Origin of the sequence: Sphingomonas sp. 4RDLI-65 (assembly GCF_049472435.1) — a bacterium.
Lineage (GTDB): Bacteria > Pseudomonadota > Alphaproteobacteria > Sphingomonadales > Sphingomonadaceae > Sphingomonas.
Genome location: NZ_JBCEBT010000002.1, coordinates 646,942 through 671,094, shown reverse-complemented (window position 1 = coordinate 671,094; position 24,153 = coordinate 646,942). Strand labels below are relative to the sequence as shown.

Sequence of the window (24,153 nt, the reverse complement as noted above, 5' to 3'; positions counted from 1 at the left end):
GCGGGTCTCACGGCGTCAGCACTTCGAGCGTCGTGACGTAGCTCATCCGCCGCTCGGTCGCGCGTGGGGAAGTCGCCTTCGCATCGGTCAGCGTCGCATTGAGCCAATACATGCCGGCGGTCGGCCAATCGACGCTCAGCACGCCGTCCGCGCCGGTCGTCAGTTCGCGCGCGCCCTCGTCGTTGCGATAGCGCTTGCCGCCGGGGATCACCGTGACCTTCAGGCCGGGCGCGGGCTTGCCGTCGACCAGGAAGCGGAACTTCGCGGTCTCGCCCGCGACCAGTTCGTCGGGGTGCGTGATCGGTGCGAATTCGAGGCCCTTGCCGGTCGGCTTGAGGACGGTCGTGGTCGGCGCGCCCGCGGTCACGAAGATCTCGTTGCGGCCCGAAACCTCGGTGACCTTCACGTCGGTCGCGTTGGCGGGGATGTCGGCGACGGTCAGCGGGGCGGGCGCGTCGGCGCGCGGTGGTCCGCGGCGGCCGCCGATGCGCTTCTCGACGCCGTCGACCTTGAAGCTGCCCATCACCGCGGACATCTCCGTGCCGATCTTCCACGTGCCGGGCTTGTCGAGATGCACGTCGAACACCGAGCGATAGCGCCCGGTCGCGCCGTTCTCGAGCATGCCCGCGCTGCCGTCGGGCTGCCAGACCTTCATGCCGTCGAGGCGGAGCGGCTGGTGATCGAAGAAGAACAGGTCGTTCGAGACCGCGGCGTCGACCGTCACCCAGCCATCGGTCCCGGAGAACACGGTGGCGGACGGCAGCATCCACATCCGGTGCGCGGACAGCGCGGCAGGGATCGAGAGCAGCGCAGCGGCGGCCATCAGGCGCGCCGTAAAAGGCTTCATGGCGAAAGGCTTCATGATGTGATCCTTAGCGGGCGGAGATGGCGACGGCGCCGAGCTCGGTCTTGCCCGTGGTGCGGGCTCCGGCGGTAAGCGGTACGGAGACGAGCTCGCGACCACCGGTTTCCCGCGCAGCCTCGACGTTCAGGACATACTGGCCGGGCTTGACGTCGGCGGGGAGGGGGATGGTGTATTGGCCGGGCGCCCGGGTCGCGCCGCTGACGCCGTCCGCGGGCATCGCCAAGCTGCGACCGCCCTTGCGCCACCACGCGCGCAGGTCGGCGAGCCACTTCGTGCCGGGATCGTTGCCGCGCTTCTTGAGATCATACCAGACCGCCAGCGTGCGCGGCGCGCCACCGCCGACCGGCTCCAGCCAGACCGCGACATAAGGCTTGTGATATTCGGCGACGTTCAGCCGGGGAAGGGTGATGCTGACCGTGCCCGCCGGAGGGGCGGCGATTGCAGGCGCGGCGATCGCACCGCCTAGCAGTAACAGCGTGGTCTTGTGCATGATGAGGCCCCTCAGTGAACGAACAGGATGGCGAGCATGACGGGCAGCGCGAGCCCGGCGGCGACGATCGGCCAGGTCGACGGGCGGCGTCGCGCATGGAACTGGAGCAACAGCAGGCCGGTCAGGGTGAACAGGATGCACGCGCCTGCGAAGACGTCGATGAACCAGAACCACGCCGCGCCCGAATTCCGACCCTTGTGCAGGTCGTTGAGATACGAGATCCAGCCGCGATCGGTGGTTTCCGCGGTGATTTTGCCGGTCGCGCGCTCGATGCTGACCCAGGCGTCGCCGCCGGGCCGCGGCATTGCGACATAGGCGTCGGTGTCGGACCATTCGACCGAGCGGCCGGCGGGATCGAGCCCGACGATCGCGGCGACGTTCGCGGCGACGGCTGTGGGCAGCGGGGTGTCCGGGGTTCGCGGTCCGGCAAGCTGGGGCAGCAACGGCTTGGCCAGATTGCCGGATTTCTCGACGACCACCGGGGTCGCGCCGATCGTGGCGGCGTGGTTCAGCGTGATGCCGGTGATCGCGAACAGCAGCATCGCGGTCAGCGATATCGCGGCGCTGATCCAGTGCCAGCTGTGCAATTGCTTGAGCCACCAGCTGCGCCAGTTGCGCTTGCGGGGCGGGGGCGCAACCCGCGGTGTCGGAGAGATCTGGGTCGTCACGGATCATCGCCTACCGGCAGACGAAACGCAGATCAAGGCTAATGCGACTAATTCGCAACGATGGGATTATTCACGAGTTGCGGAGCGCCTCGCCCGGCACATTCAGCTCGCGTAGCATTTGTCGATATAGATGCCGCGCGCCGGACCGCTGGCATGCGAGGCGTCGCCCGGAAACTGGCGCATCGAGTGTTTCAGCCCGACGAGTTCCTCGCGGGACAGCCAACCCTGGATCCGTCCCTGCTGCACCGCCCAGCAATCCGCCGCAGCCTCGCCCGGGCCGAAGATCTGGTGCGCGCATTCATGCGTATACCAGAAGAGTTGCTGCGCACGGGGCAGGTTGAGCACGCGGGGATGAAGGATGATCCGGCCCTTATAGGCGGCGGCGATATCGTCGATCGGCTGGATCATCGTATCGACCGGCCCACAGGTGGCGCGGTAGCCGGCCAGCAGCAGCGCACCTGGCAGGATCAGCCGCTGGGCCGGGGCAGGCTGTGGCACGAGCGCCAGCAGAGACGCCGCAGCGCCTGCGAAAAACGATTTGAACATGGGGATCCTGGCCCCGCGAAGCGCGAGGACGTGACAGAGCAGAAGAGGGAAGTTTTCGAACGGCGGTCGGGTGATCGACCGCGTCTATCGCTGGGCGAGCCTGACTAGCTTAGGTGTCCGGCAGGCTGCTGCGTGACGCTCGCCACCAGGCGGCGGCGCTTGGTCTGGATCGCAAAGATATCGACGATTTGGGCTGGAGCAGCGTGCGGTACCCGTCGGGCATCGGTGACTATCTGCCGGGCGTGCGCAAGGGATCGCGATCCCGCGCCCGCGAACGGTCTAGGTTGCATGGTGTAACTCCGCCGATGTTCGTGAAATCGCAGCATCCATCACCCCCGCCGGCAGCGGGGTGTGGGATGTTCCCGAACTCTTCGGTCTGGTGCGACTTGCGCGCATCCATTGGGGCGGGGTGGTTGCGATCTGATCGCTCAACCGGCCTAACCTATGTTGGTCGTGCCAGGTAAACGTCGATCATCTAATAAGGATGCATCGATCCGAAAAGAAAATCGTCGTTTTACGAATGCTATTCTGACTTTGCTGGCTAGTGGTGCTCAACTGTAAGAGTTTGTGACCAAATGTTACAAAATATAGTCGTGGTTTATCAAGGAAATATGACGTTAACCATGAGCGATAAACTGGACAAATATTTGCCAGGAAGAGGATTATATCCTGCGATTTGCTGTGGATGGCACTGGACCACCCACGCCTGAATGTGGCAATCGGCGCATTGACGGGTCGAGTGGTGCACGTCGCGCGGGGCCATCCCTATCCCGAGGATTACACGACGCGGATATGATGCTATCTGCGCCGCATGCGCGCGCTGATCCTGTTCCTGTCCTGCATCATGCTGGTGACCGCTTGGACCGGCATGGCGCAGGCCGTCGAGTTCGGACCATGCCCGGAATTGTCGCAGGCCGCGCATGCGCCGGTCTATTGCGACGGCGATCAGTCGGCTGCGGATGACAAGGACTGCCCGCGTCATCTTAGTTGCCACGCGCATCACGTCGCGACGCCGGTCGCCGCTGACACGCCCCGCGTCGCGATCGTCACGGGCGATGTCTTCGGAGCCGCGCGCCGCGTGGTGCTTGCAGGCCGCGATCTCGAACAGGCGCTACGCCCACCCAAAGCCTGACGCGTCACGCGGGAGGGGCGCACGCATGTGCCCCGACATGACTGTGTCAGGAGCATTCCATGTATCATATTGTCGCGACCGTTCTGGTCGCAGGCGCCTGCGCATCGTCGCTGCAGGCGCAAGGTGATCTGCCGTCGGACCCCGGTTCGTCCGTAGCCGCGCCGGTGTTGACGCTCGCCGACGCGCTGATCGCGGCGGGGGCGACGTCGCCCGCGATCGAGGCGTCGCAATCGGGTTTGCGAGCCGCCGCCGCGCAACGTGCCATCGCAGGGTTGCGACCCAATCCATCGTTCGACGCAATGAGCGAGAATGTCGCAGGGTCGGGGGCATATCGCGGCCTGCGCGCGGCCGAGACGACGGTCGGCGTGTCGCTGCCGATCGAGCTTGGCGGCAAACGTGGTGCGCGTGTTGCGGTGGCCGATGCGATGTCAGGCCGTGCCGACCTGCAAACGGCGATCGCGCAGGCCGACCTCCGGCTTCGTGTCACGCAGGCCTATATCGACGCGGTCGCGAACCAGCGCCGCGCCGCGACCGCCCGCGACCAGCGTGGCATCGCGGCGGAGGTGTTGCTGGGCGCACGCGTTCGGGTCCGCGCGGGGCGTGCCTCGCCGCTCGAGGAACAGCGCGCCGACGTCGCACGCCTGGCGGCGGAGGGCGCGGTCGAACGTGCGGAGCGCTCTGCACAGGTCGCGGTCGATACCCTCGCCAGGCTGACGGGCCGACCCGCTGCCAGCCTGGACGTCGGCTGGTTCGACCGCGTCGCGAGGATCGGACCAGAGCGCCCGGTCGAAACCGGTTCCACACTGGCGACCATGGCCGCGCGCACGGACGTATCGATAGCGACCGCGCAGGTGCAACTCGCGCGCAGCCAGCGGATTCCCGACCTGACGCTAGGTGCAGCGGCACGGCGGCTGTCCGTGAGCAACGACGTGGCGGGCGTGTTCAGCCTGTCGGTGCCGTTGCCGTTCTTCAACGGCGGGCGCGCCGCGGTCGATATGGCGACCGCCCAGCGCGACCAGGCCGACGCCAATCGGCGTGTCGCGTTGCTGGAGGCGGACCAGGCGATCGCATCGGCACGGGTTGATGCCGCCAACGCTGCGACGACCGCGCGCACCGCGACCGGGCCGATGCTCGCCGCCGCGCAGGAGGCCACCCGGATCGCGCGGATCGGCTACCGCGAGGGCAAGTTCGGGCAACTCGACCTGCTCGAGGCCGAACGCGCGCTTGCCGAAACCCGCACGACCGCGATCGATGCGCTCGCCAGCTATCACGATGCGGAGGCGCGGCTTGATCGCCTCGTCGCGCCCGCACCCCAAGTCACGAAGGATGCACGATGACCAGGACGATCACGGCCATGCTCGGATCGGTGCTGATCCCACTGATGCTCGGCGGTTGCGGCAGCGGACCGGAAGAGAAGCCCCAGCGGGATAGTATGGCGATGGGCAGCGTTGCGAAGGTGGACAAGGACGCCGTCACGCTGTCCGCCCGGCAGATCGCCGACGCGGGAATCGAGGTTGCGATCCCCGATGTCGGCGGGGTCGTCGGCGCGCTCGAAGTGCCGGCGCTGATCCAGGCAGATCCGCAGGGCCTGCAGGTGGTATCCGCCACCATCGGCGGGCGCCTGGTGAGCCTGACGCGCAATCTCGGGCAGGCGGTTCGTCGCGGCGATACGCTGGCAGTGATCGAAAGCCGCGAGGCCGCCTCGCTCAACGCCGAGGTCGAGGCGGCGCGCGCGCGCCTGTCGTTGGCACAGTCCAGTCTGCGTCGCGAGCAGCGGCTGTTCGCCGAACGCGTCTCGCCCGAGCAGGATCTGATCGCGGCGCGCACCGCGGCGATCGAGGCGGGGATCGCGCTTCGTCTCGCGCAGCAGCAGCTTGGTGCGACGGGGGGTGGAGGCGGTGCGCTCAACCGGATCGCGATGCGCTCGCCGATTGCGGGGCAGGTCGTCGCCCGCCCCGCGGTGCTCGGCCAGACCGTCGATGCGAACGCCGAACTCTACCGCGTCGCCAACCTGTCGCGGGTCGCGATCGCGGCGTCGGTGTCTCCCGCCGACGCCAGTCGCGTCCGGCCCGGCATCGCGGTTGAGGTCACTGCAGCGGGCCGTCGCCAGCAGGGCCGTGTCACCTTCGTGTCGCCCATGCTCGACGACGGCACGCGGCTCGTCCAGGTCATCGCCGCGCTGGACAATGCGGCGGGCCAATGGCGCGTCGGCGAGCCGGTGACGGCGGCGTTCCAGCTGCCGGCCAGCGGCGACCGCAGCATCGCGGTGCCGTCGACCGCGGTCCAGTCGGTCGAGAACCGCACGGTCGTGTTCGCACGGACCCCGACCGGTTTCCGCGCCATTCCGGTGACGACGGGACGGCGCAACGGCGACCGGGTGATCGTCACCTCGGGGCTGACCGGTCGCGAGCGGATCGCCACCACCAATTCCTTCACGCTCAAGGCCGAACTCGGCAAGAGCGGCGACATGGAGATGTGATCGCATGATCGCCCGTCTTGTGAATTTCTCCGTCGAACGGCGCTGGCTCGTCCTGCTGCTCACCGTCGCCGCCGCCTTGACCGGACTGTTCGCGTTGCAGCGCCTGCCGATCGACGCGGTGCCCGACATCACCAACAACCAGGTGCAGGTGAACGTGCTTGCGCCCTCGCTGTCGCCCGACCAGATCGAGCGGCAGGTGTCGTTCACGATCGAGACGTCGCTTGCCGGCATACCGGGGCTGGAGGTCACGCGATCGCTCAACCGCAACGGCTTTGCGCAGATCACCGCGGTGTTCTCGGACTCGACCGATATCTATTTCGCGCGCGCGCAGGTCGCCGAACGCATGCGGATGGCGGAATCGCGCCTGCCGCAGGGCGTCGTGCCCGAGATGGGGCCGATCGCCACCGGACTCGGCGACATCTTCATGTGGACGGTCGAATATCGCGAGCTCGACCAGGTGAAGCACCGTGATGGCGAGCCCGGCCTGCAACGCGACGGCAGCTACATCACGCCGGAGGGCGAGCACCTCGTCAGCGCCGCGGACAAGGCGACCTATCTCCACACCGTCCAGGAATGGATCGTCGCACCGCAGCTGCGCGGCACCGAAGGCGTCGCCGGCGTCGACTCGCTCGGCGGCTATGACCGCGAATATCTCGTCATCCCCGATATGCAGCGTCTGGCCGCAATGCGCCTGACCATCAACGATCTCGCGACCGCCCTGGAGCGCAGCAACACGAGCGTCGGCGCGGGCACGGTCGATCTCAACGGCGCCGGGCTGTTCGTGCGCTCCGACGCGCGCGTGCGGACCGCCGACGAACTCGCGCGCACCGTCGTGACCTCGCACGAGGGCGTACCTGTGCTGTTGAACCAGGTCGCGCAGGTTCGGAGCGGGCAAGGTATCCGCACAGGTTCGGCTTCGGAAAACGGCCACGAAGTCGTGGTCGGTACGGCGGTCATGCGGATCCGCGAGAACAGCCGGACGGTCGCGACCGCGGTGGCCGAGAAGTTGCAGACGATCGGCCGATCGCTGCCGGTCGACGTCGTCGCCAAGCCCGTGCTCGACCGCACGAAACTGGTCGACTCCACGATCTCGACCGTCGCGCGCAACCTAGCGGAGGGCGCGGTGCTGGTGATCGTCGTGCTGTTCGCGCTGCTCGGCAATTTCCGTGCGGCATTGATCGCGGCGCTGGTGATCCCGGTCACGATGCTGCTGACCGCGACCGGCATGCTCAAGGTCGGGGTGTCGGCCAATCTGATGAGTCTCGGCGCGCTCGATTTCGGGCTGATCGTCGATGGCGCGGTCATCATCGTCGAGAACGCGCTGCGACGCCTCGGCGAGCGGCAACACGAAACGGGCGGGACGTTGCCGCTCGAGGATCGTCTGGCCGTCGTCGCGGCATCCGCGCGTGAGATGATCCGCCCATCGCTCTACGGCCAGGCGATTATCGTCCTCGTCTACACGCCTTTGCTCACCTTCTCGGGCGTCGAGGGCAAGATGTTCGAGCCGATGGCACTCACCGTCATCATCGCGCTGCTGTTCGCGTTCGTCATGTCGATCACCTTCGTCCCCGCCGCGATCGCCGCTTTCCTCGGCGGTCGGGTCGATGAAAAGGAGAGCAAGATCGTCGCCGCGCTAAAACGCCGGTACGAACCGCGGCTCGATGCCGCGATGCGTCGGCCGAGCATCACCATTGGTGGTGCGGTCGCTGGCGTCGTGCTTGCCGCGCTGGCGTTCACGACGCTGGGGCAGGAGTTCCTGCCGCAGCTCGACGAGGGCGACATCCTCGTCCAGGCATCGCGCCCGCCGGGAACGTCGGTGATGCAGAGCCAGCAGATGCAGTTCGCGGTCGAGAAGGCCATCTCGCGCGAACCCGAGGTGAAATACGCCTTCTCGCGCACCGGCACCTCGGAGATCGCCTCCGATCCGATGCCACCAAACGCCACCGACACGTTCGTGATGCTGAAGCCTCGCGCCGAGTGGCCCGACCCCAACCTCGCAAAGAGCGACCTGGTCGACCGGATCGAACGCAGGGTCGCGACGATCCCCGGCAACGCATACGAGATCACCCAGCCGATCCAGATGCGCTTCAACGAACTGATCGCGGGGGTGCGCGGCGACATCGCGGTGAAGGTGTTCGGCGACGACTTCGCCAGCATGAACGCCACCGCCGTCCGCATCGCCGAAGTCCTGCGGAAGGTCCGCGGCGCCGCGGACGTGCGCGTAGAACAGACCGAAGGCCTGCCGTTGCTCGACATCCGCCCGAACCGCGACGCGATGGCACGGGTCGGCGTCACCGCCGGCGACGTCCAGGATCTGGTCTCGGCGACGATCGGCGGGAAACAGGCCGGCATGATCTTCGAAGGCGACCGGCGGTTTCCGGTCGTGATCCGGCTGGCGGACAGTTCGCGCGCCGATCTGCAGGCACTCGGCCAGTTGCCGGTGCCGACGCCGAGCGGCGCATTCGTGCCGCTCGCCAGCGTTGCCGACATAGCGATCGGCGATGGCCCCAACCAGATCAGCCGCGAGAACGGCAAGCGCCGCGTCGTCGTCCAGGCGAACGTCCGCGGGCGCGACGTTGCGGGCGTGGTCGCCGATGCGCAGGCGGCGATCGACACGCAGGTCACGCTGTCGCCCGGCACCTATCTGCAATGGGGCGGCCAGTTCGAGAACCTCGCCGCCGCTCGCGCGCGGCTGGCGATCGTCGTGCCGGTCTGCTTCGCGGTCATCATGCTGCTGCTGTACGGTGCGCTCGGCTCCGTCCGCGATGCCGCGCTCGTCTTTACCGGCGTGCCGCTCGCGCTTGTCGGCGGAATCCTTGCGCTGGTGGCGCGCGGGATGCCCTTCTCGGTTTCGGCGGCGGTCGGGTTCATCGCGCTGTCGGGCGTCGCGGTGCTCAACGGCCTCGTCATGGTCAGCTCGATCCAGGATCTGCTGCGACAGGGCATGGATCGCACGCAAGCCGCGCGGGAGGGGGCGTTACTCAGGCTGCGGCCGGTGATGATGACCGCGCTGGTCGCGTCGCTCGGTTTCGTGCCGATGGCGCTGGGGCATGGTGCCGGCGCGGAGGTGCAGAAGCCGCTTGCGACCGTCGTAATCGGCGGGCTGATCTCCGCCACGCTGCTGACGCTGTTCGTCCTGCCGACGCTCTATGCGCGGTGGGGTGGCACGACTGCGGAGACGAGGTCGTAAATCGCCGCTCGCCTGTCCTCAGGCGTGGTGAGCCCCGCCGACGACCAGCAGGGCGGGCAACGGCGCACAAATCCCATTATCCGAGCGCGATCCGCGCACCGAGTGCGGCGATCAGCGCAAGCGGCATCGCCACCGCGCCGACCTTCAGGAATCGCCAGAAGCCGATATCCTCACCCTCGCGACGGATCGCCTGCAGCCACAGGATCGTCGCGAGGCTGCCGGTGATCGACAGGTTGGGGCCGAGGTCGACACCGATCAGCAGGCCGTCGACCACCAGCTGCGGCGGCTGCGCCTGCGCGACGGCGGTGCTGGCGATCAGCCCGGCGGGCAGGTTGTTCATCAGGTTCGATGCGAATGCCAGGATCGCGCCCGACGCGGCGGACGCCTGCGCCGGATCGGCGGAGGCGGTGCGGATCGCCTGCGCGACCCATGCGATCACCCCGGTGAGGTCGAGCGCCTCGACCAGGACGAACAGTCCGGCCACCAGGGGCAGCACGCTCCACGAAATGCCCCGCAACAGCGGTACCGGCGACGATCGGGCGATCGCGCAGACCGCCAGCGTCGTGACGATCCCGGCGATCGCGGTCGGCAGGCCGAGTTCGATGTCGAGCGCGGAAACGACCAGCAACACGATCGCGGTCGCGACGATCCCGACCAGGGCGGCCTTGCCGCCCGCAGTCAGCGGCGTGCGCTCGACCTCGCTGATGCAGCTGCCCGCCAGCCGCTCTCGTTCGAGCCATCGCAGCACGAGGAAAGTGACGACGATCGATGCCAGGGAGGGCAGCGCGAACGAGGCAAACCACTGGCCGAGCGGCGGCATCTTGCCACCGTACAGCACGAGGTTGGCGGGGTTGGAGATCGGCAGGACGAAGCTCGCGGCATTGGCGATCAGCGCGCAGGCAAACAGCAGGGGCAGCGGGTCGGCCCTGGCTTTCTTCGCGGCGGCATAGACCGCGGGAGTCAGCACCACGGCCGTCGCATCGTTCGATAGAAAACTGGTGGTGACGATGCCGGTGACATAGACGAGCACGAACAGCCGCGCGGTCGACCCCTTGGCGTGGATCACCGCGGTGGCCGCGACCCAGTCGAACAGCCCTTCCGCGCGTGCCACCTCGCTGAGCAGCATCATGCCGATCAGGAACAGATAGACGTCCAGTCCCTTGGCCACCGCGCCGGTTGCCGCGGCAAAGGGCATCAGCCCGAACAGCAGCAGCACCGCCGCGCCCGCGACCGCCCAGATCGCCTCGGGCCAGCGAAACGGGCGCGCGATCACGGCCGCGGTGGAGGCGGCGCAGATTCCCCAGGTCGCCCCGGTGGCCAGGATCATCGATGCATTCCGTTCCGGCTCGGGCCTGGCGTCCCGACGACGCCGTGCTCGGGCCATGAGCCGTTACGGGCCAGATCGCCCATGTATATCCGGTTTTTGGCGGGCATGATGATCACTTATGGGTCTCTGGCATCGCGGTGAGGTACAGCACGAATCCGGCCGCCGCGATGCCTGCAAGCGTCAGGAAACTGGCGCTGTAGCCTGCCCAGACGATGATCGATCCGGCCAGCGTCGCCGACAGCGCGGCGCCCAATCCGAACACGCTCGATACGACGCCCTGGCTGACGTTGAACCGTCCCGATCCTTTGGTCAGGTCGGCAACGATCACCGGAAACAGCGCGCCGAAGATGCCCGCACCGATCCCGTCGAGCGCCTGCACGCCAACCAACCACCAGGGATCGGTGGATATCGTGTAGAGTGCGCCGCGTGCGGCCAGGAAGCCGAACGCGACCAGAAAGATCGGCTTGGTTCCCCAGCGTTCGGTGTTGCGCCCGACCACGACCGCGACCGGTATCATCACCAGCTGCGCCGCGACGATGCACGCCGCCGTCAGCGATGTCGCCTTGTCGGTGCCGACGGTACGACCGAGCAGCTGACTGACCGAGGTCAGCATGGCCGCGTTGGCCAGGTGGAAGGTAAAGGCCGCCGCTGCGAAGATCATCAGCGGACGGTTCTCGATCAGCGTCTTCCAGCCGCTTGGCTCCTCGCAATCGTCTTCGGGTTCGCAGTCGAGCCCGCGAGCGACGGCGTTGTCGATGTCGTCGTTCTTGAGCCTTGCCGCGACGATGACGCTGGCGACGGTCAGCAGCGCCATCAGCCAGAAGACGACCACCGGCCCGAACGACCACGCCAGTACGCCGGCGAGTGCCGCCGACACGGCATTGCCGGCGTGGTTGAAAGCCTCGTTACGGCCGATGCGCTTGGCAAACAGCTTCGGCCCGACCAGCCCCAATGTGATTGCCGAGATCGCCGGCGCAAATATCGCGCCGGCCGCGGCCGCGATCGACTGGGTGATCGTCACCATGGTGAAGCCCGAGACGATCGGTAACGACAGGCTGCTCAGCGTCACCAGCAACGCTGCACCGATGACGATGCGAGGCTTGTTCTTCGCGCGATCGATCAGGCCGCCGGCCGGCGTCTGCGACACCAGGCCGACGATTCCGGCGATCGTAAGCACCAGCCCGACCGTCGCTTCGTTCCAGCCGTGCGCGGGGCCGCGCACGACCAGCAGGTAGATGGCCAGATAGGGTCCGAGCCCATCGCGGACATCGGCCAGGAAGAAGTTGAGCGCGTCGAGCGTGCCGGTAGGCGTGTCGTCGCGCGACGCTCCTCTTGTCGCGGACTTCGCCGTTGCGATTGCCATCGGGTGTCTCCAGGATTCGGACAATAATAGAGGAAGCACTCGGTAGAGCGCCTCGACGGCAGCAGCCTGAACGAAGTCGTTAAGCCCCGGTTTACAATAGCTTGAGGCCGATCGTCAGGACAACACCAAGCGCGCGACGGGTCAACCGGGATCCAGCGCCCGAATCATAATCTGCCGGTTGCCGCCGCGGGAGGGAGCGTGCTTAACCGTGCACGCCCTCGATTGCCTCGGGTGAAGGCTCCGGCATCGGCGCGAGACGCAAATCCCGATCTATTGCCGAAGTTGGGCAAGATCAGGTTCGCTGAATATCTGGAAAAGCTGGTGACCCCTACGAGAATCGAACTCGTGCTTACGCCGTGAGAGGGCGTCGTCCTAACCGCTAGACGAAGGGGCCGTTTAGCAGATGCGGGCGTCTACGGAATGGGTCGGCGGCCGTCAAGACGGTTACCGCACATTCCTGAGACGCCCGCGCATTTTATCAGGCGGCGACCTTCTTGCGCTCGGCCATTTCCTCGTTGAGCATCTCGGCCAGCAGGAAGGCGAGCTCGAGGCTCTGGCTGGCGTTGAGGCGCGGGTCGCAGTGCGTGTGGTAGCGATCCGCCAGCGACTGCTCGGTCACGTCGACCGCACCGCCGGTGCACTCCGTCACGTTCTGGCCGGTCATCTCGGCATGGATGCCGCCGGCATGCGTGCCCTCCGCACGGTGGACCGCGAAGAAGCCGCGGACCTCGGCGAGGATACGGTCGAACGGGCGTGTCTTGTAGCCGTTGGCGGCCTTGACGACGTTGCCGTGCATCGGGTCGCAGCTCCACACCACCGGATGGCCCTCGCGCGTGACGGCGCGGACGAGGCGGGGCAGGTTCGCCTCGATCTTGTCATAGCCATAGCGCGTGATCAGCGTCATCCGGCCGGGCACGCGGCCGGGGTTGAGCGTGTCGAGCATCCGCAGCAAAGCGTCGGGCTCCAGGCTAGGCCCACACTTGATGCCGATCGGGTTGCCGATGCCGCGCAGATATTCGACATGCGAAGAGCCCTCGAACCGGGTGCGATCGCCGATCCACAGGAAATGCGCGCTGGTGTCGTACCAGTCGCCGGTCAGCGAATCCTGCCGGGTCAGCGCCTGCTCGTACTGGAGGAGCAACGCCTCGTGGCTGGTGTAGAAATGCGTCTGCGCGAGCTGCGGCACGGTCTCGGGATCGATGCCGCAGGCGGCCATGAACTCGAGCGCCTCGCCGATCCGGTCCGCGGTCTCGGCATATTTCTTCGACCACGGGCTGCGACCCATGAAGTCGTGCGTCCAGCGGTGGACCTGGTGGAGGTTCGCGTAGCCCCCTTGCGCGAACGCGCGCAGCAGGTTGAGTGTCGCGGCCGACTGCGAGTAGGCGCGGATCATCCGCTGCGGATCGGGCGCGCGTGCTTCGGGCGTGAAGGCGATGTCATTGACGTTGTCGCCGCGGTACGACGGCAGCTCGACGCCGCCGATCGTCTCGGTATCGGTCGAGCGCGGCTTGGCGAACTGGCCGGCCATCCGGCCGAGCTTCACGACCGGTAGCTTCGAAGCGAACGTCAGGACGACCGCCATCTGGAGAATGACGCGGAACGTGTCGCGGATGTTGTTCGCGCTATGCTCGGCGAAGCTCTCGGCGCAGTCGCCGCCCTGAAGCAGGAACGCCTTGCCCGCGGCCACTTCAGCGAGCGACGCGGTCAGGTTGCGCGCTTCGCCAGCGAAAACGAGCGGCGGAAATGTTGCGAGCTGGTCGGTCGCGGCGGTCAGGGCTGCCGCATCGGGATAGGTGGGGAGCTGTCGTGCTTCGTGACGCGTCCAGCTGTCGGGGGCCCAGTTCGCGGCCATATCATGTCGTCCGGATGGTGAATTGTGCGGCTGGCCATGCGCGAAAACGCCTTTTCGCGCAACGAAGTAAAGCTTTGATGCGGGTGTGCCGGCTGGATTCAGTACCCTGCATCGAGGTCCGCCACGTTCTTCATCGGCTTGCCGGCAAGGAACGCGGCGAGGTTCTCGAGGAACAGGGCGGCGCCGCGCGCGAACATCGTGGTCTGGCTGCGGCCCGACAGGTGCATTGTGACGATGGCGTTGGGCGTCGACCAGAGCGGATGCTCGGGCGGCAGGGGTTCGGGGTTGGTCGGGTCCAGGACAGCCCCGGCAATGCCGCCGTCGGTAAGCGCGGCGATCAATGCGTCGTCGTCGATCATGTCGCCCCGCGCGATGTTGATCAGCCAGGCGGACGGCTTCATCGCCGCGAGTTCGTCGCGGCCGATCATCGCATGCGTGGCACCGGTCGACGGCGCGGCGAGGATCACCCAGTCGAACTCGCCGAGCCGGTCGCGCCAGGCGTGGGGCGTGATCGTACCGTCGCGGCCGGTGCGCGTGACGCCGGTGACGTCGACGCCGAACGCCGCCAAGCGGTCGCCGATCATCTTGCCGATCGTGCCGTAGCCGATGATCAGCGCCTTGGTGGATGCGAGTTCGATCTTGCCGGGCGCGTCCTTCAGCCACTCGTGGCGATCCTGCGCGCGCAACACCGTGTCGAAGCGTTTGGCGGCGACCAGTATCGCCATGACGGCGTATTCGGCGACGGCGATGGCGTTGATGCCGGCGCCGTTGGTCAGCGTGACGTTCCTGTCGCGCAGCGTCTCCAGCGGAAAGGCGTCGAGCCCGGCGTAGATCGTCGAAACCCATTTGAGATTCGACCCGGCGTGGCGGATCGCACCGGCGACAAGCTCGGTCGGCTGCATGTCGACCCAGGCGATGTCCGCGTCTGCGATCATCGCGTTGGCTTCGTCGGGCTTGGCGAACCACGCGACGTCGAGGTCCGCGGGGAGGTGCGGCTCGAGGACGGGGCGGGCTGCGGCTGGGAGGACGGCTTTCATTTATGGCAGCATCGGCCTGACGCGGGGCATGTCAAGTTTTGGGGGGGCGTGCGACTTCACGATCCTCCCCCGCAAGGGGGAGGTGGCGCCAGTGGCGACGGAGGGGGCGGACACGGAGCGGAGGTTATCGCGTCCTCCCCCTCCGTCAGGCTTCGCCTGCCACCTCCCCCTTGCGGGGGAGGATCGAAACGCGGCCTTTTATCGCCGAAGCTGGTCGATCGGGCTTAGCTCAGAGCGCGATCTTCCAGTCCCAGCCTAGCGAGTCGCCGTCCATCACCTCAACACCGGCGGCCGCCAGTTCGTCGCGGATTGCGTCCGACGTGCCGAAGTCTTTCGCGGCGCGGGCGTCGCGGCGGTCGGCGAGGCGGGCGGCGATAGTGGCTTCGTCGATCGTCGCGGTTACCGGGCGGATGCGCAGGTCCTCGCGGCGAATCGTTCCGAGATCGAGGCCGAGCACTGCGTCGAAATCGACCAGCGCCGCCAGCCGGTCCGCGGGGGCGACGCGCTTGTCCGCGAGCAGTTCGTCGAGGATCGGCAGCGCGCGCGGGGTGGCGAGGTCGTCCGACACTGCTTCGTCGAGCCGATCGCGATAGGCGAGCGCGCTACCCGACGGGCCGCCCGGTCCGCGCGCAGCCAGAGTCTCGACGGTCATCGCCAGCCGCTTCAACCGCGTCTGCGCCGCGGCGAGGTTCTCCCAAGAGAACTCCAGTTCGCTGCGATAATGCGCCTGGAGGCACATCAGGCGGTAGGCGAGCGGGTGGAAGCCGCGGTCGACGAGCGTCTGCAACGTGGTGAACGCGCCGCCCGATTTCGACATCTTCCCCGAGCGCTCGACCAGGAAGTTGTTGTGCATCCACAGCGTCGCGCCGGTATCGCCGCAGTCGCAATGCGCCTGGTTCTGCGCGATCTCGTTGGGATGGTGGATCTCGCGGTGATCGATCCCGCCGGTGTGGATGTCGAACGTGTCGCCGAGATACTGCTTGCTCATCACCGAGCATTCGAGATGCCAACCCGGCGCGCCGCGACCCCAGGGCGAATCCCATTCCATCTGGCGATTCTCGCCGTGCGCCGAGGTGCGCCAGATCGCGAAGTCCTGCGGATGGCGCTTGCCCTCGACCGGATCGATCCGGCTTTCGCCCGCATCGTCCTGCGATCGGGCGAGGCGACCATAATCGGGCACCGTCGAGGTATCGAAATACAGCCCGTCCGGCAGCTGGTAGCAGTGCTTGTCCGCGATCGCCTTGCCGAACGCGATCATGCCGTCGATGTGATCGGTGGCGAGCGGGAATTTGCTCGGCGGGCGGATGTTGAGGTCGTCGAGGTTGCGCTTGAACGCGTCGGTATAATGGCGTGCGATCGCCCAGATGTCCTGGCCGCTGGCTTTTGCCGCCGCCTCCATCTTGTCGTCGCCGACATCCGCATCGGAGGTCAGGTGGCCGACATCGGTGATGTTGATGATGTGCGTGAGCGGATAGCCCTTCCACGTCAGCACGCGGCTGAGCGTGTCGGTGAAGACGTACGCGCGCAGATTGCCGATGTGCGCGTAGTTGTAGACCGTCGGGCCGCAGGAATAGATGCCGACATTGGTCGGATCGATCGGCGTGAACGTCTCGAGCTGGCGCGTGAGGCTGTTGTACAGGGTGGTGGGGGAGCGGGTCATGCGCGCCTCTTAGCGACGCGGGCGGGCGGCGGCAAAGCCCCCGCGCGCGGCGCTCCCCCGCGGCCGTCAGCGCGCGACGCCGATCAGGACGTTGGCGGTGTAGCCGTCGGCAACCGAGCCGGAGAAGGTCGGGGTCTGCTGCGCGATCTGCGCGGCGGTGTTGTCGCTGAACACACCGTCGCTCGACGTCGAGATATTGGCGAACCGGGTCGCGCTCGACGGGTACAGGGTGGTGTCGGCATACACCGCGTTGCACAGCGCGGCAGGCATCGCGAGCTGCGACGTCAGCACTGCATAGCGGCCGCCGGTCGCCGCGGTCAGCGTCGAGAACACCTCGAAATGCATGTGCGGATAGCGGCCGTCGTAACAGCCCGGCACGATCGTCGTGAAGGTGACCTGGCCCGCCGCGTTGGTGACCTGGACGCCGCGCAGATAGCTTTCGGTCGGCGCGGTATAGAGCGAATAATTGCCGTTGCGATCGCACTGCCACAGATAGACCGCGTAGTTGGCGAGCGGCGCGCAGGTCGCATTCACATCGACGACGGTCAGCGTGATCGTCAATTGCGTGCCCGTCGCGACCGTCGTCGTGCTGATGAAACTCGCCCGGATGTCGCTGCGGACGATGCCCGACACGGTCAGCGCATTGGAGGTCGATCCGCTCGCCGTGTTGGTGCCGTCGGCGGGGTAGGGGCCTGCGGTCTCGGTCGGGTCGACGATGCACCCGGTGCTGGTCGTCGTGGTGGTCGGCGTCGGCGTTGCCGTCGTGGTGGACGTGGGTGTCGCGGTCGTCGTCGTGACGGTCGTGACGGCGTCCGAATCGGCGCTGCTGCCGCCACAGCCGGCGACCAGCGCGACCGTGCCGGCCCCGGCAAACCATTTCAGCGCACGACGACGGGCGAACAGCGTCTCTATGACGGCGATGTCTTCGGCCAGGCTGTGGCCGTGGTGCGGGGTTTCGTGGCCCCGTTGGATGTCGTCGTGATGCATGTCTGGTGTCCCCCGGTTGAAGTGGGGCACCGTGGATGCGGTGTGTGGCGGGGGTGTTTCGCGCTGTTGCCGAATGTTTCCGGGTGAGCCATGTTCGACGTGCGACCGTCAAAAAGCGGGCTGACGCGGGTGGTGCTCGACGTCGTCGGCTAAGAACGTGGTGAACGCTCGCGTGCCGCGCGACCGGTTTGGCTTGAAACGTCGGCGGACCCCTGATAGGGGCCCCAGTTCATGCGGCGCGGACCTATTCGCGACGGCAAAAATCTATTCGACCGGAGCTAAACGGGTTTATGCAGATTATCGTACGCGACAACAACGTCGACCAGGCCCTTCGCGCGCTCAAGAAGAAGCTGCAGCGCGAAGGCGTGTATCGCGAGATGAAGCTGCGCCGGCACTATGAGAAGCCGTCGGAGAAGCGCGCACGCGAGCGTGCAGCAGCGATTCGTCGCTCGCGCAAGCTCGACCGCAAGCGCGCCGAGCGCGACGGCGCACGGTAAGATCTGATCGACCCAGGCCTGGTGATCGGGTCGGGTCGGTATTTACGGGGGCGGCCGAGATCGGCGCCCCCGCTTGCTTTCCAACGGCACGCGCGGCGCTCCGGCGTGACCAGACGATCCCAGATGATCTGAGGGCCTTGATCCGATGTCGACCGTCACCGCAGTGCCGCTGCAGCCCACCAAGCGCAGCTATCTCGTCTATCTCTGGGTCGGTATCGCGCTTGCGCTGATCGCCGCGGTCGCGCTTGCGCGCCAGGGCGACGATCCGCTGGCGCGCAATGCCCGCGCCAAGGGCGTCGTCGTGACCGCATCGGGGCTGCAGTACAAGGTGATCGCGCCCGGCAAGCCCGGTGCGGCCAAGCCGACCGATGCGGACGTCGCGCTAGTGAACTATGAGGGCAAGCTGCTCAACGGCACCACCTTCGACAAGTCGCAGCAGCCGACGCCGATGCCGGTGACCGGCGTCGTTCCGGGCTTCTCCGAGGCGCTGAAGCTGATGCCGAAGGGCGCGAAGTATCGCTTCTGGATGAAGCCGGCGCTGGGCTACGGCGACAAGGCGGCCGGGCCGATCCCGGCGAACTCGACGCTGGTGTTCGATGTCGAGCTGCTCGACTTCCTGCCGCAGAGCGTGGTGCAGCAGATGCAGGCGCAGGCCCAAATGGGTCGTGGCGCGCCGGGCGGTATGCCGGGCGGCGCTCCGGGCCAGCCTCAACCTTAAGGTTGCACCCTGAGATCTGGCCGGCGGATTGCCGGCCTCACGATACCGGGCAACGTCACATGAATTCGCAAGCGCGCCTTCGGTGATCCGGGGGCGCGTTTTTGGTTTGGGCAGGCGTGGCTGGCCCCGTCATTTGAAGTGCCGTGGATTTCTGGCAACGCCTGTGCTCGTGTCCGCGAACCAAGCGTATTTCCACGCGAAGGCAGGAATCCAGGCTGGGGCTCCCGCCTTCGCGGAATAACAGGGAGGTGGTGCGCCATACCATGCCTCGACGTTGTGGTGGCGTCGCGTAGCTGTTGAGGCTGTTAAGAGGAAGGCATCGGATGGGCGGGCATATCGCCCCAGCCCCATCTGCGGCGGACAAAAAAATAGCGGCCCGAAGGCCGCTATTCTCTCGAACAAAGTCGTTAGACTTAGTTGCTGTCCGAATCGTCGTCGTTGTCTGCAACGATAACGATGCCGGCAACCACTGCTGCTGCAGCGAGGATAGCGACGATAACGCCGCCGCCTGCCAGCTTGTCCTTCTTTGCCGAAACCGAACCGGCGCGAACCGACTTCGAAACCGACAGGTTGGCTGCCGGATTGGCTGCCATGGCCGGAGCAACTGCCATCGTGGCTGCTGCTGCGGTCAGGAGATACTTCCCAAGACGCATGATGAACTCCCTTTGTGCTCGTCATCTGCGCATTGGCACGAAACCATACGCATGACAACTGCAGTGACTATCACAGTGTAAAAGCTTTCCACACTGTTGCGGCAGTGCAACATGCAGCTACCGCAAGTCCACTATACCGATCCGCACCGTGCGGAGAAGTCGCAGTTTGCAGACCGGGCGATAATAGCGGCAGGCCGAAGCTAGCGCGGTGGTGCCGCTGCTGCAGTGGCGAGCGATTCGCCACGCGTCTGGAGCTGCCAGCTGACGTCGCCTTCCAAGCCGAGCGCGGTGAGCCGGCCCGATGCGTACGCGCCGGTATCGATGCCGATTCGGTGGCCGCGGCGTTCGATCTCGTCGGTCATCGTGTGGCCGTGCACGACGGTCTTTTCCAGCTTCGACCGGTGTTCAAGGAACGGATCGCGAATCCACCGCAGATCCGAGGTCCGCTGGCGGTCGAGTGGCGTATCGGGGCGCACGCCGGCATGCACGAACACATAGTCGCCGATCACGATCATGTCCTCGAACCCGGCGACGAACGCCTTGTGCTCGGCGGGGACCAGAGTCTCGAGGCGGTGGACGAGCTCCTCATAGTCGAGTCGTTCGTATTCCGCCGCCTCCATGCCGTAGCTGAGCACGGTCTCGCGCCCGCCAATCCGGCAGAACAGGCGCAACGCTTTGGGTTCGCCATCCAGCGCACCGAGGAAGATCTCCTCGTGGTTGCCAAGCAGGAACCGCACGTCGGGACGAGTATCCCGCAGCCCGCGCAGTCGTTCGACGACCGTCGCGGAGGCGGGGCCGCGATCGACGATATCGCCGAGGAAGATCAGCGTCGTCTGCGCCGGCCCCCGCGCGGCATCGTCCGCATCGATCAGCGCGACCAGTTCGTCGAGCAGGTCGACGCACCCGTGGATGTCGCCGACCGCATAGACGCGTTGGCCCTCGGGGATCTGTGGCTGATTCGATTTGGGGGTGCTGCGGGACTTGAAAAGCTTTGCGATCATGGTGTCATCGATATGGGAGTGAGGCTCACGCCTGGGGAGGGGGCGGGCACAGACGCTGGCCGCCGCATACGGGGTTACGCGACGGGTCGCAACGCATCCGCGCCGAGTCGGGCTGACGCGGTTGCTCCCGACCGCTAAGCGTGCGCGATGTCGATCCCCTCACGCCTCTCCAAACGCTTCGCACTTCGCCTGGCGCCGTTCCTGATCCTGACGATGGCAGGGCCGGTCCTGACCGTGGCTCCCGCGAAGGCCGCCGCGGCCGACGCAGCGCCGCCCCCGGCTTTCTTCGAGACGTTGCGGGCTGCCGATCTGCGGCTGGCGACGATCGCGTATCGGCTGACGACCAGCAATGCCGCGCTGTGTGACCGGCTCCAGCCGCAGATCGGCATGCCGATCCACGCGTTGACGCAATATGCCGCGGATTCGCGGGCGGATGCGGCGGCGGCGTTCGGGTTCGCGGCCACGATCGGCGTGGAAGCGGTCGTCGCCGGCGCGCCTGCCGACCGGGCAGGGGTTCGTGCGAACGATTCGATCGCTGCGATCAACGGCGTGGCGCAGCCCGGCCTTCCGGTGTCCGGTGCCCCCGAAGTCGCCTCGGCGCGCGATACGGCCGAGGCGGTGATCGCCGATGCGCCGCCCGCGCGACCGCTGCGCCTGACGGTCCTGCGCGGGGGGCGGACGCTGCCGATCGTCGTCACGCCGGTTACCGGTTGCCGCTCACGGTTCGAAATCTTGCTGGGCAGTGGGCTAGATGCGAGCGCGGACGGATCGGTCGTGCAGATCGGCGAGCGGTTTTTCGAGGGCTATACCGATGCGGAGATCGCAGTGGTCGTGTCGCACGAACTCGCGCACAACATCCTGCGCCACCGTGCGCGGCTCGACGCCGCCAAGATCAACCGCGGTCTGCTTGCGGAACTTGGGCGCAACGGCCGGTTGATCCGCGAGACCGAGGACCAGGCGGATCTGCTCGGCATCTATCTGCTCGCCAACGCGGGCTATGATCCGATGTCGGCACCCAAATTCTGGCGTACCAAGGGTGGCGCGGTCGATGGCGGGCTGTTCCGCAGCCGGACGCACGCCTCGTCCAAGGCGCGGGCCGACACGCTGGAGGCGGCCGCGCGGGAGATCGCCGCGACTTCGGCCCGGCCGATCATCCCGCCAGTCCTCGCTACCCGGGATACGCCGCTGCGCTGAAGTGCGAGGATCGCAAGGGCTGGTTACACTACGGGCCGGGGTTGGTCGGGCCAGATACCGCGCGTGTCGAGCACCGTCTTGTCGGCGCGTTCCTCCAGCGGGATCGATTTGAACACGTCGTGATCGACCAGCACGACCATGATCGGACAGGTCTCGATCGCGGTGTCGACGTCGATCAGCCTCGCGCCGGTGTCGGCAAACGCCGCGGGCAACGTCTTCGCATAGGGCTCGACGATCCGCACCCGGTCGCCGAACGCGCGCGCCACCGCTGCTGCCACCTTCAACGCCGGGCTCTCGCGGAAATCGTCGATATTGGCCTTGAACGCGAGGCCGAGGCAGGCGACCGCCGCGCCGGGCGTCGCTTCGACCAAAGCTGCGACCTGCGCGATGACATGATCGGTCTTGCCGTCGTTCACTTCGCGCGCGGTGCGGATCAGCGGTGTCTGTTCGGGGGCGGCGTGGACCAGGAACCAGGGGTCGACCGCGATGCAGTGTCCGCCGACGCCGGGGCCGGGCTGGAGGATGTTGACGCGCGGATGGCGGTTGGCGAGGCGGATCACCTCCCACACATCGACGCCCATCGTGTCGGCGATCAGCGACAATTCGTTGGCGAACGCGATGTTGACGTCGCGAAACGCGTTCTCGGTCAGCTTGGTCATCTCCGCCGCGCGGGCGGTCGTGGTCACGCAGGCGCCGCGGACGAAGCGCCGGTAGAAGGTCAGCGCCTTGCGCGCGCACCGCGGGGTGATGCCGCCGATGACGCGGTCATTGTCGATCAGCTCGACCAGGATACGGCCGGGCAGGACGCGTTCCGGACAATAGGCGATCGCGATGTCGGCCTGTTCGCCCGCGCGGCCGGGAACGCGTATATCGGGGCGCAGCTTGGCGAGCACATCTCGCACCTGTTCGGTGGTGCCGACCGGCGAGGTCGATTCAAGGATGATCGTGTCACCCGCCTTGAGCACGCTCGCGATCGTCGTCGCAGCTTGCAGGACATAGCCGATGTCCGGCGCATGGTTCTCATCGAACGGCGTCGGGACGGCGATCACGAAGACGTCGGCGGGTTCGATCGTCGTCGACGCGCGCAGCGTGCCGCGTGACACCACGCCAGAGACGAGACCGTCGAGATCGACCTCCTCGATATGCACGCGCCCCGAATTGACCGTCTCGACGACCGAGTCGGTGACGTCGACGCCGAGGACGCGCGCGCCCGTCCGCGCGATCACCGCCGCGGTCGGCAGGCCGATATAGCCGAGGCCCATGACGACGACAGACAGTTCGGTATCAGACAGCATGCTGGGCGAATCCTTGGGCGATGATCTGGGCGATTCTGGTGGCGGCGTGGCCATCGCCGAACGGGTTGTGCGCGCGCGCCATCGCCGCATAGGCGTCGTCGTCGTCGAGCAGCGTGAAGATTTCCGCGACGATCCGGTCTTCGTCGGTGCCGATCAGTTTCGCGGTGCCGGCCGCGACGCCTTCGGGGCGTTCGGTCGTCTCGCGCATCACCAGCACGGGCTTGCCGAGCGCGGGCGCCTCCTCTTGCACGCCGCCCGAATCGGTCAGCACGATGTGCGCCAGCCCCAGCGCGCGGACGAAATGCGGGTAATCGAGCGGTTCGATCCTCGCGACGTTGGCGCGTGTGCCGAGGATCTGATCCATCACCGACACGACGTTGGGGTTGGGATGGACCGGGAACAGCACCGCGACGTCCTCTCGTTCGGCAATGCGCCCGATCGCGCGCGCGATCGCGGCCATGCCGTCGCCGAAATTCTCGCGGCGGTGCGTGGTAACCAGGACGATGCGCTTGCCCGCGAACCGCGCGGCGATCTCGTCCAGCCCAGCGGCCAGCGACGGATCGGCGGTGACCCGATCGGCGGTCCAGTGCAATGCGTCGATCACGGTGTTGCCGGTGACGTGGATCGTGTCCGCGGCGATCGTCTCGCGGCGCAGTGCCTCCGCCGCGGTTTCGGTCGGGGCGAAGTGCAGCGCGGCGATCGGCGCGACGATCCGGCGGTTCACCTCCTCGGGCCAGGGCTGGTATATGTCGCCCGAGCGCAATCCCGCCTCGACATGCGCGACCGGCACCTTCCGGTAATAGGCGGCGAGCGCGCCGGTCATCGCGGTCGCGGTGTCGCCCTGCACGACGACGAGATCGGGCCGTTCCGCATCCATCACCTCGCCGAGCCCGACCAATAGCCTTGCGGTCAGCCGGTCGAGCGTCTGGCCGGGCTCCATCAAGTCGAGATCGATATCGGGCGCGAGATCGGCGATCGCGAGCACCTGGTCGAGCAACCCGCGGTGCTGCGCGGTAACGCAGGTGCGCACCGTCAGGCCGGGCGTCGCGGCAAGCGCACGGATCACGGGGAAGAGTTTGATCGCTTCGGGACGGGTGCCGAATATGACGAGGACCTTGGACATGGAACTCCCTCTAGCCCAACGTCTTTAATGACGCGCTAACCGGATGCCCCGTTTTGCGGCTCGGCCCACCTGATTC

General features: G+C 66.9%; 21 protein-coding genes and 1 tRNA gene. 7 read left to right on the top strand and 15 right to left on the bottom strand.

Annotation, left to right across the window (positions count from 1 at the left end):
- Positions 1–7 precede the first annotated feature (7 nt).
- From VH567_RS08190 to VH567_RS08175, 4 genes are all read right to left on the bottom strand, one after another.
- On the bottom strand, positions 8–862 hold the full coding sequence (locus VH567_RS08190) for a DUF4198 domain-containing protein (protein WP_423324896.1): 855 nt from the start codon (positions 860–862) through the stop codon (positions 8–10).
- Between the two features lie 10 nt (positions 863–872).
- Entirely contained in the window at positions 873–1,355 is a 483-nt protein-coding gene (locus VH567_RS08185) for a DUF2271 domain-containing protein (protein WP_423324894.1), read from the bottom strand.
- A gap of 11 nt (positions 1,356–1,366) precedes the next feature.
- On the bottom strand, positions 1,367–2,023 hold the full coding sequence (locus VH567_RS08180) for a PepSY-associated TM helix domain-containing protein (protein ID WP_423324893.1): 657 nt from the start codon (positions 2,021–2,023) through the stop codon (positions 1,367–1,369).
- Between the two features lie 102 nt (positions 2,024–2,125).
- On the bottom strand, positions 2,126–2,569 hold the full coding sequence (locus VH567_RS08175; RefSeq protein WP_423324891.1) for a hypothetical protein: 444 nt from the start codon (positions 2,567–2,569) through the stop codon (positions 2,126–2,128).
- Between the two features lie 811 nt (positions 2,570–3,380).
- On the opposite strand from VH567_RS08175, the gene VH567_RS08170 reads away from it, so the two are divergent.
- Genes VH567_RS08170 through VH567_RS08155 form a run of 4 tightly spaced genes read left to right on the top strand, consistent with a single transcriptional unit; the run spans position 3,381 to position 9,370 of the window.
- Positions 3,381–3,701, top strand: a complete 321-nt coding sequence (locus VH567_RS08170) for a hypothetical protein (protein WP_423324889.1) — start codon at positions 3,381–3,383, stop codon at positions 3,699–3,701.
- Between the two features lie 59 nt (positions 3,702–3,760).
- Positions 3,761–5,038 (top strand): TolC family protein, encoded by a 1,278-nt coding sequence (locus VH567_RS08165; RefSeq protein WP_423324887.1) that lies wholly within the window; start codon positions 3,761–3,763, stop codon positions 5,036–5,038.
- Complete coding sequence (locus VH567_RS08160) at positions 5,035–6,180, top strand: efflux RND transporter periplasmic adaptor subunit (protein ID WP_423324885.1); 1,146 nt, start codon at positions 5,035–5,037, stop codon at positions 6,178–6,180. The genes VH567_RS08165 and VH567_RS08160 overlap by 4 nt, the downstream gene beginning before the upstream one ends.
- A gap of 4 nt (positions 6,181–6,184) precedes the next feature.
- Positions 6,185–9,370, top strand: a complete 3,186-nt coding sequence (locus VH567_RS08155) for an efflux RND transporter permease subunit (protein WP_423324883.1) — start codon at positions 6,185–6,187, stop codon at positions 9,368–9,370.
- A 76-nt stretch (positions 9,371–9,446) separates the two neighbouring features.
- Here VH567_RS08155 and VH567_RS08150 read toward each other — a convergent pair whose 3' ends face one another.
- The 7 genes from VH567_RS08150 to VH567_RS08120 form a co-directional block, all read right to left on the bottom strand.
- Entirely contained in the window at positions 9,447–10,697 is a 1,251-nt protein-coding gene (locus VH567_RS08150) for an arsenic transporter (RefSeq protein ID WP_423324881.1), read from the bottom strand.
- Between the two features lie 112 nt (positions 10,698–10,809).
- A complete protein-coding gene (locus VH567_RS08145; protein WP_423324879.1) occupies positions 10,810–12,060 on the bottom strand; it encodes an MFS transporter in 1,251 nt (416 codons plus the stop codon).
- 319 nt (positions 12,061–12,379) lie between these two features.
- Positions 12,380–12,454: transfer RNA gene (locus tag VH567_RS08140), tRNA-Glu, on the bottom strand.
- Positions 12,455–12,538: 84 nt separating this feature from the next.
- Entirely contained in the window at positions 12,539–13,912 is a 1,374-nt protein-coding gene (locus VH567_RS08135) for a class II 3-deoxy-7-phosphoheptulonate synthase (RefSeq protein WP_423324877.1), read from the bottom strand.
- A 98-nt stretch (positions 13,913–14,010) separates the two neighbouring features.
- Positions 14,011–14,949: a D-2-hydroxyacid dehydrogenase gene (locus VH567_RS08130; protein ID WP_423324875.1), complete on the bottom strand. Its 939-nt coding sequence runs from the start codon at positions 14,947–14,949 to the stop codon at positions 14,011–14,013.
- A gap of 229 nt (positions 14,950–15,178) precedes the next feature.
- Positions 15,179–16,609 (bottom strand): cysteine--tRNA ligase, encoded by a 1,431-nt coding sequence (cysS, locus tag VH567_RS08125; RefSeq protein ID WP_423324873.1) that lies wholly within the window; start codon positions 16,607–16,609, stop codon positions 15,179–15,181.
- 66 nt (positions 16,610–16,675) lie between these two features.
- Entirely contained in the window at positions 16,676–17,596 is a 921-nt protein-coding gene (locus VH567_RS08120; RefSeq protein ID WP_423324871.1) for an intradiol ring-cleavage dioxygenase, read from the bottom strand.
- Between the two features lie 290 nt (positions 17,597–17,886).
- On the opposite strand from VH567_RS08120, the gene rpsU reads away from it, so the two are divergent.
- Positions 17,887–18,093, top strand: a complete 207-nt coding sequence (rpsU, locus tag VH567_RS08115) for a 30S ribosomal protein S21 (RefSeq protein WP_055878578.1) — start codon at positions 17,887–17,889, stop codon at positions 18,091–18,093.
- 145 nt (positions 18,094–18,238) lie between these two features.
- The gene (locus VH567_RS08110) at positions 18,239–18,811 is read left to right on the top strand and encodes an FKBP-type peptidyl-prolyl cis-trans isomerase (protein ID WP_423324869.1); all 573 of its coding nucleotides are present in this window, start codon (positions 18,239–18,241) and stop codon (positions 18,809–18,811) included.
- A gap of 413 nt (positions 18,812–19,224) precedes the next feature.
- On the opposite strand, the gene VH567_RS08105 is transcribed toward VH567_RS08110, so the two are convergent.
- Positions 19,225–19,464: a hypothetical protein gene (locus VH567_RS08105; RefSeq protein ID WP_423324867.1), complete on the bottom strand. Its 240-nt coding sequence runs from the start codon at positions 19,462–19,464 to the stop codon at positions 19,225–19,227.
- Positions 19,465–19,664: 200 nt separating this feature from the next.
- Positions 19,665–20,465 (bottom strand): metallophosphoesterase family protein, encoded by an 801-nt coding sequence (locus VH567_RS08100; RefSeq protein ID WP_423324865.1) that lies wholly within the window; start codon positions 20,463–20,465, stop codon positions 19,665–19,667.
- 147 nt (positions 20,466–20,612) lie between these two features.
- Here VH567_RS08100 and VH567_RS08095 point away from each other — a divergent pair, with 147 nt between their 5' ends.
- On the top strand, positions 20,613–21,659 hold the full coding sequence (locus VH567_RS08095; RefSeq protein ID WP_423324863.1) for a peptidase M48 family protein: 1,047 nt from the start codon (positions 20,613–20,615) through the stop codon (positions 21,657–21,659).
- Between the two features lie 23 nt (positions 21,660–21,682).
- Here VH567_RS08095 and wecC read toward each other — a convergent pair whose 3' ends face one another.
- Both wecC and wecB read right to left on the bottom strand, forming a co-directional pair.
- Positions 21,683–22,954 carry a UDP-N-acetyl-D-mannosamine dehydrogenase gene (wecC, locus tag VH567_RS08090; protein ID WP_423324861.1) on the bottom strand — a complete coding sequence of 424 codons (1,272 nt, stop codon included), beginning with the start codon at positions 22,952–22,954 and terminating at the stop codon, positions 21,683–21,685.
- Positions 22,944–24,077 (bottom strand): non-hydrolyzing UDP-N-acetylglucosamine 2-epimerase, encoded by a 1,134-nt coding sequence (gene wecB, locus VH567_RS08085; protein ID WP_423324860.1) that lies wholly within the window; start codon positions 24,075–24,077, stop codon positions 22,944–22,946. Before wecB ends, wecC begins: the two co-directional genes overlap by 11 nt.
- Positions 24,078–24,153 lie beyond the last annotated feature (76 nt).

Coding starts and splice junctions, on each gene's coding strand:
- VH567_RS08120 (WP_423324871.1), bottom strand. CDS start 17,596: ATGCATCACGACGACATCCAACGGGGCCACGAAACCCCGCACCACGGC.
- cysS (WP_423324873.1), bottom strand. CDS start 16,609: ATGACCCGCTCCCCCACCACCCTGTACAACAGCCTCACGCGCCAGCTC.
- wecB (WP_423324860.1), bottom strand. CDS start 24,077: ATGTCCAAGGTCCTCGTCATATTCGGCACCCGTCCCGAAGCGATCAAA.
- VH567_RS08150 (WP_423324881.1), bottom strand. CDS start 10,697: ATGATCCTGGCCACCGGGGCGACCTGGGGAATCTGCGCCGCCTCCACC.
- VH567_RS08110 (WP_423324869.1), top strand. CDS start 18,239: ATGTCGACCGTCACCGCAGTGCCGCTGCAGCCCACCAAGCGCAGCTAT.
- VH567_RS08165 (WP_423324887.1), top strand. CDS start 3,761: ATGTATCATATTGTCGCGACCGTTCTGGTCGCAGGCGCCTGCGCATCG.
- VH567_RS08170 (WP_423324889.1), top strand. CDS start 3,381: ATGCGCGCGCTGATCCTGTTCCTGTCCTGCATCATGCTGGTGACCGCT.
- wecC (WP_423324861.1), bottom strand. CDS start 22,954: ATGCTGTCTGATACCGAACTGTCTGTCGTCGTCATGGGCCTCGGCTAT.
- VH567_RS08185 (WP_423324894.1), bottom strand. CDS start 1,355: ATGCACAAGACCACGCTGTTACTGCTAGGCGGTGCGATCGCCGCGCCT.
- VH567_RS08190 (WP_423324896.1), bottom strand. CDS start 862: ATGAAGCCTTTCGCCATGAAGCCTTTTACGGCGCGCCTGATGGCCGCC.
- VH567_RS08145 (WP_423324879.1), bottom strand. CDS start 12,060: ATGGCAATCGCAACGGCGAAGTCCGCGACAAGAGGAGCGTCGCGCGAC.
- VH567_RS08105 (WP_423324867.1), bottom strand. CDS start 19,464: ATGCGTCTTGGGAAGTATCTCCTGACCGCAGCAGCAGCCACGATGGCA.
- rpsU (WP_055878578.1), top strand. CDS start 17,887: ATGCAGATTATCGTACGCGACAACAACGTCGACCAGGCCCTTCGCGCG.
- VH567_RS08095 (WP_423324863.1), top strand. CDS start 20,613: ATGTCGATCCCCTCACGCCTCTCCAAACGCTTCGCACTTCGCCTGGCG.
- VH567_RS08130 (WP_423324875.1), bottom strand. CDS start 14,949: ATGAAAGCCGTCCTCCCAGCCGCAGCCCGCCCCGTCCTCGAGCCGCAC.
- VH567_RS08160 (WP_423324885.1), top strand. CDS start 5,035: ATGACCAGGACGATCACGGCCATGCTCGGATCGGTGCTGATCCCACTG.
- VH567_RS08175 (WP_423324891.1), bottom strand. CDS start 2,569: ATGTTCAAATCGTTTTTCGCAGGCGCTGCGGCGTCTCTGCTGGCGCTC.
- VH567_RS08100 (WP_423324865.1), bottom strand. CDS start 20,465: ATGATCGCAAAGCTTTTCAAGTCCCGCAGCACCCCCAAATCGAATCAG.
- VH567_RS08135 (WP_423324877.1), bottom strand. CDS start 13,912: ATGGCCGCGAACTGGGCCCCCGACAGCTGGACGCGTCACGAAGCACGA.
- VH567_RS08155 (WP_423324883.1), top strand. CDS start 6,185: ATGATCGCCCGTCTTGTGAATTTCTCCGTCGAACGGCGCTGGCTCGTC.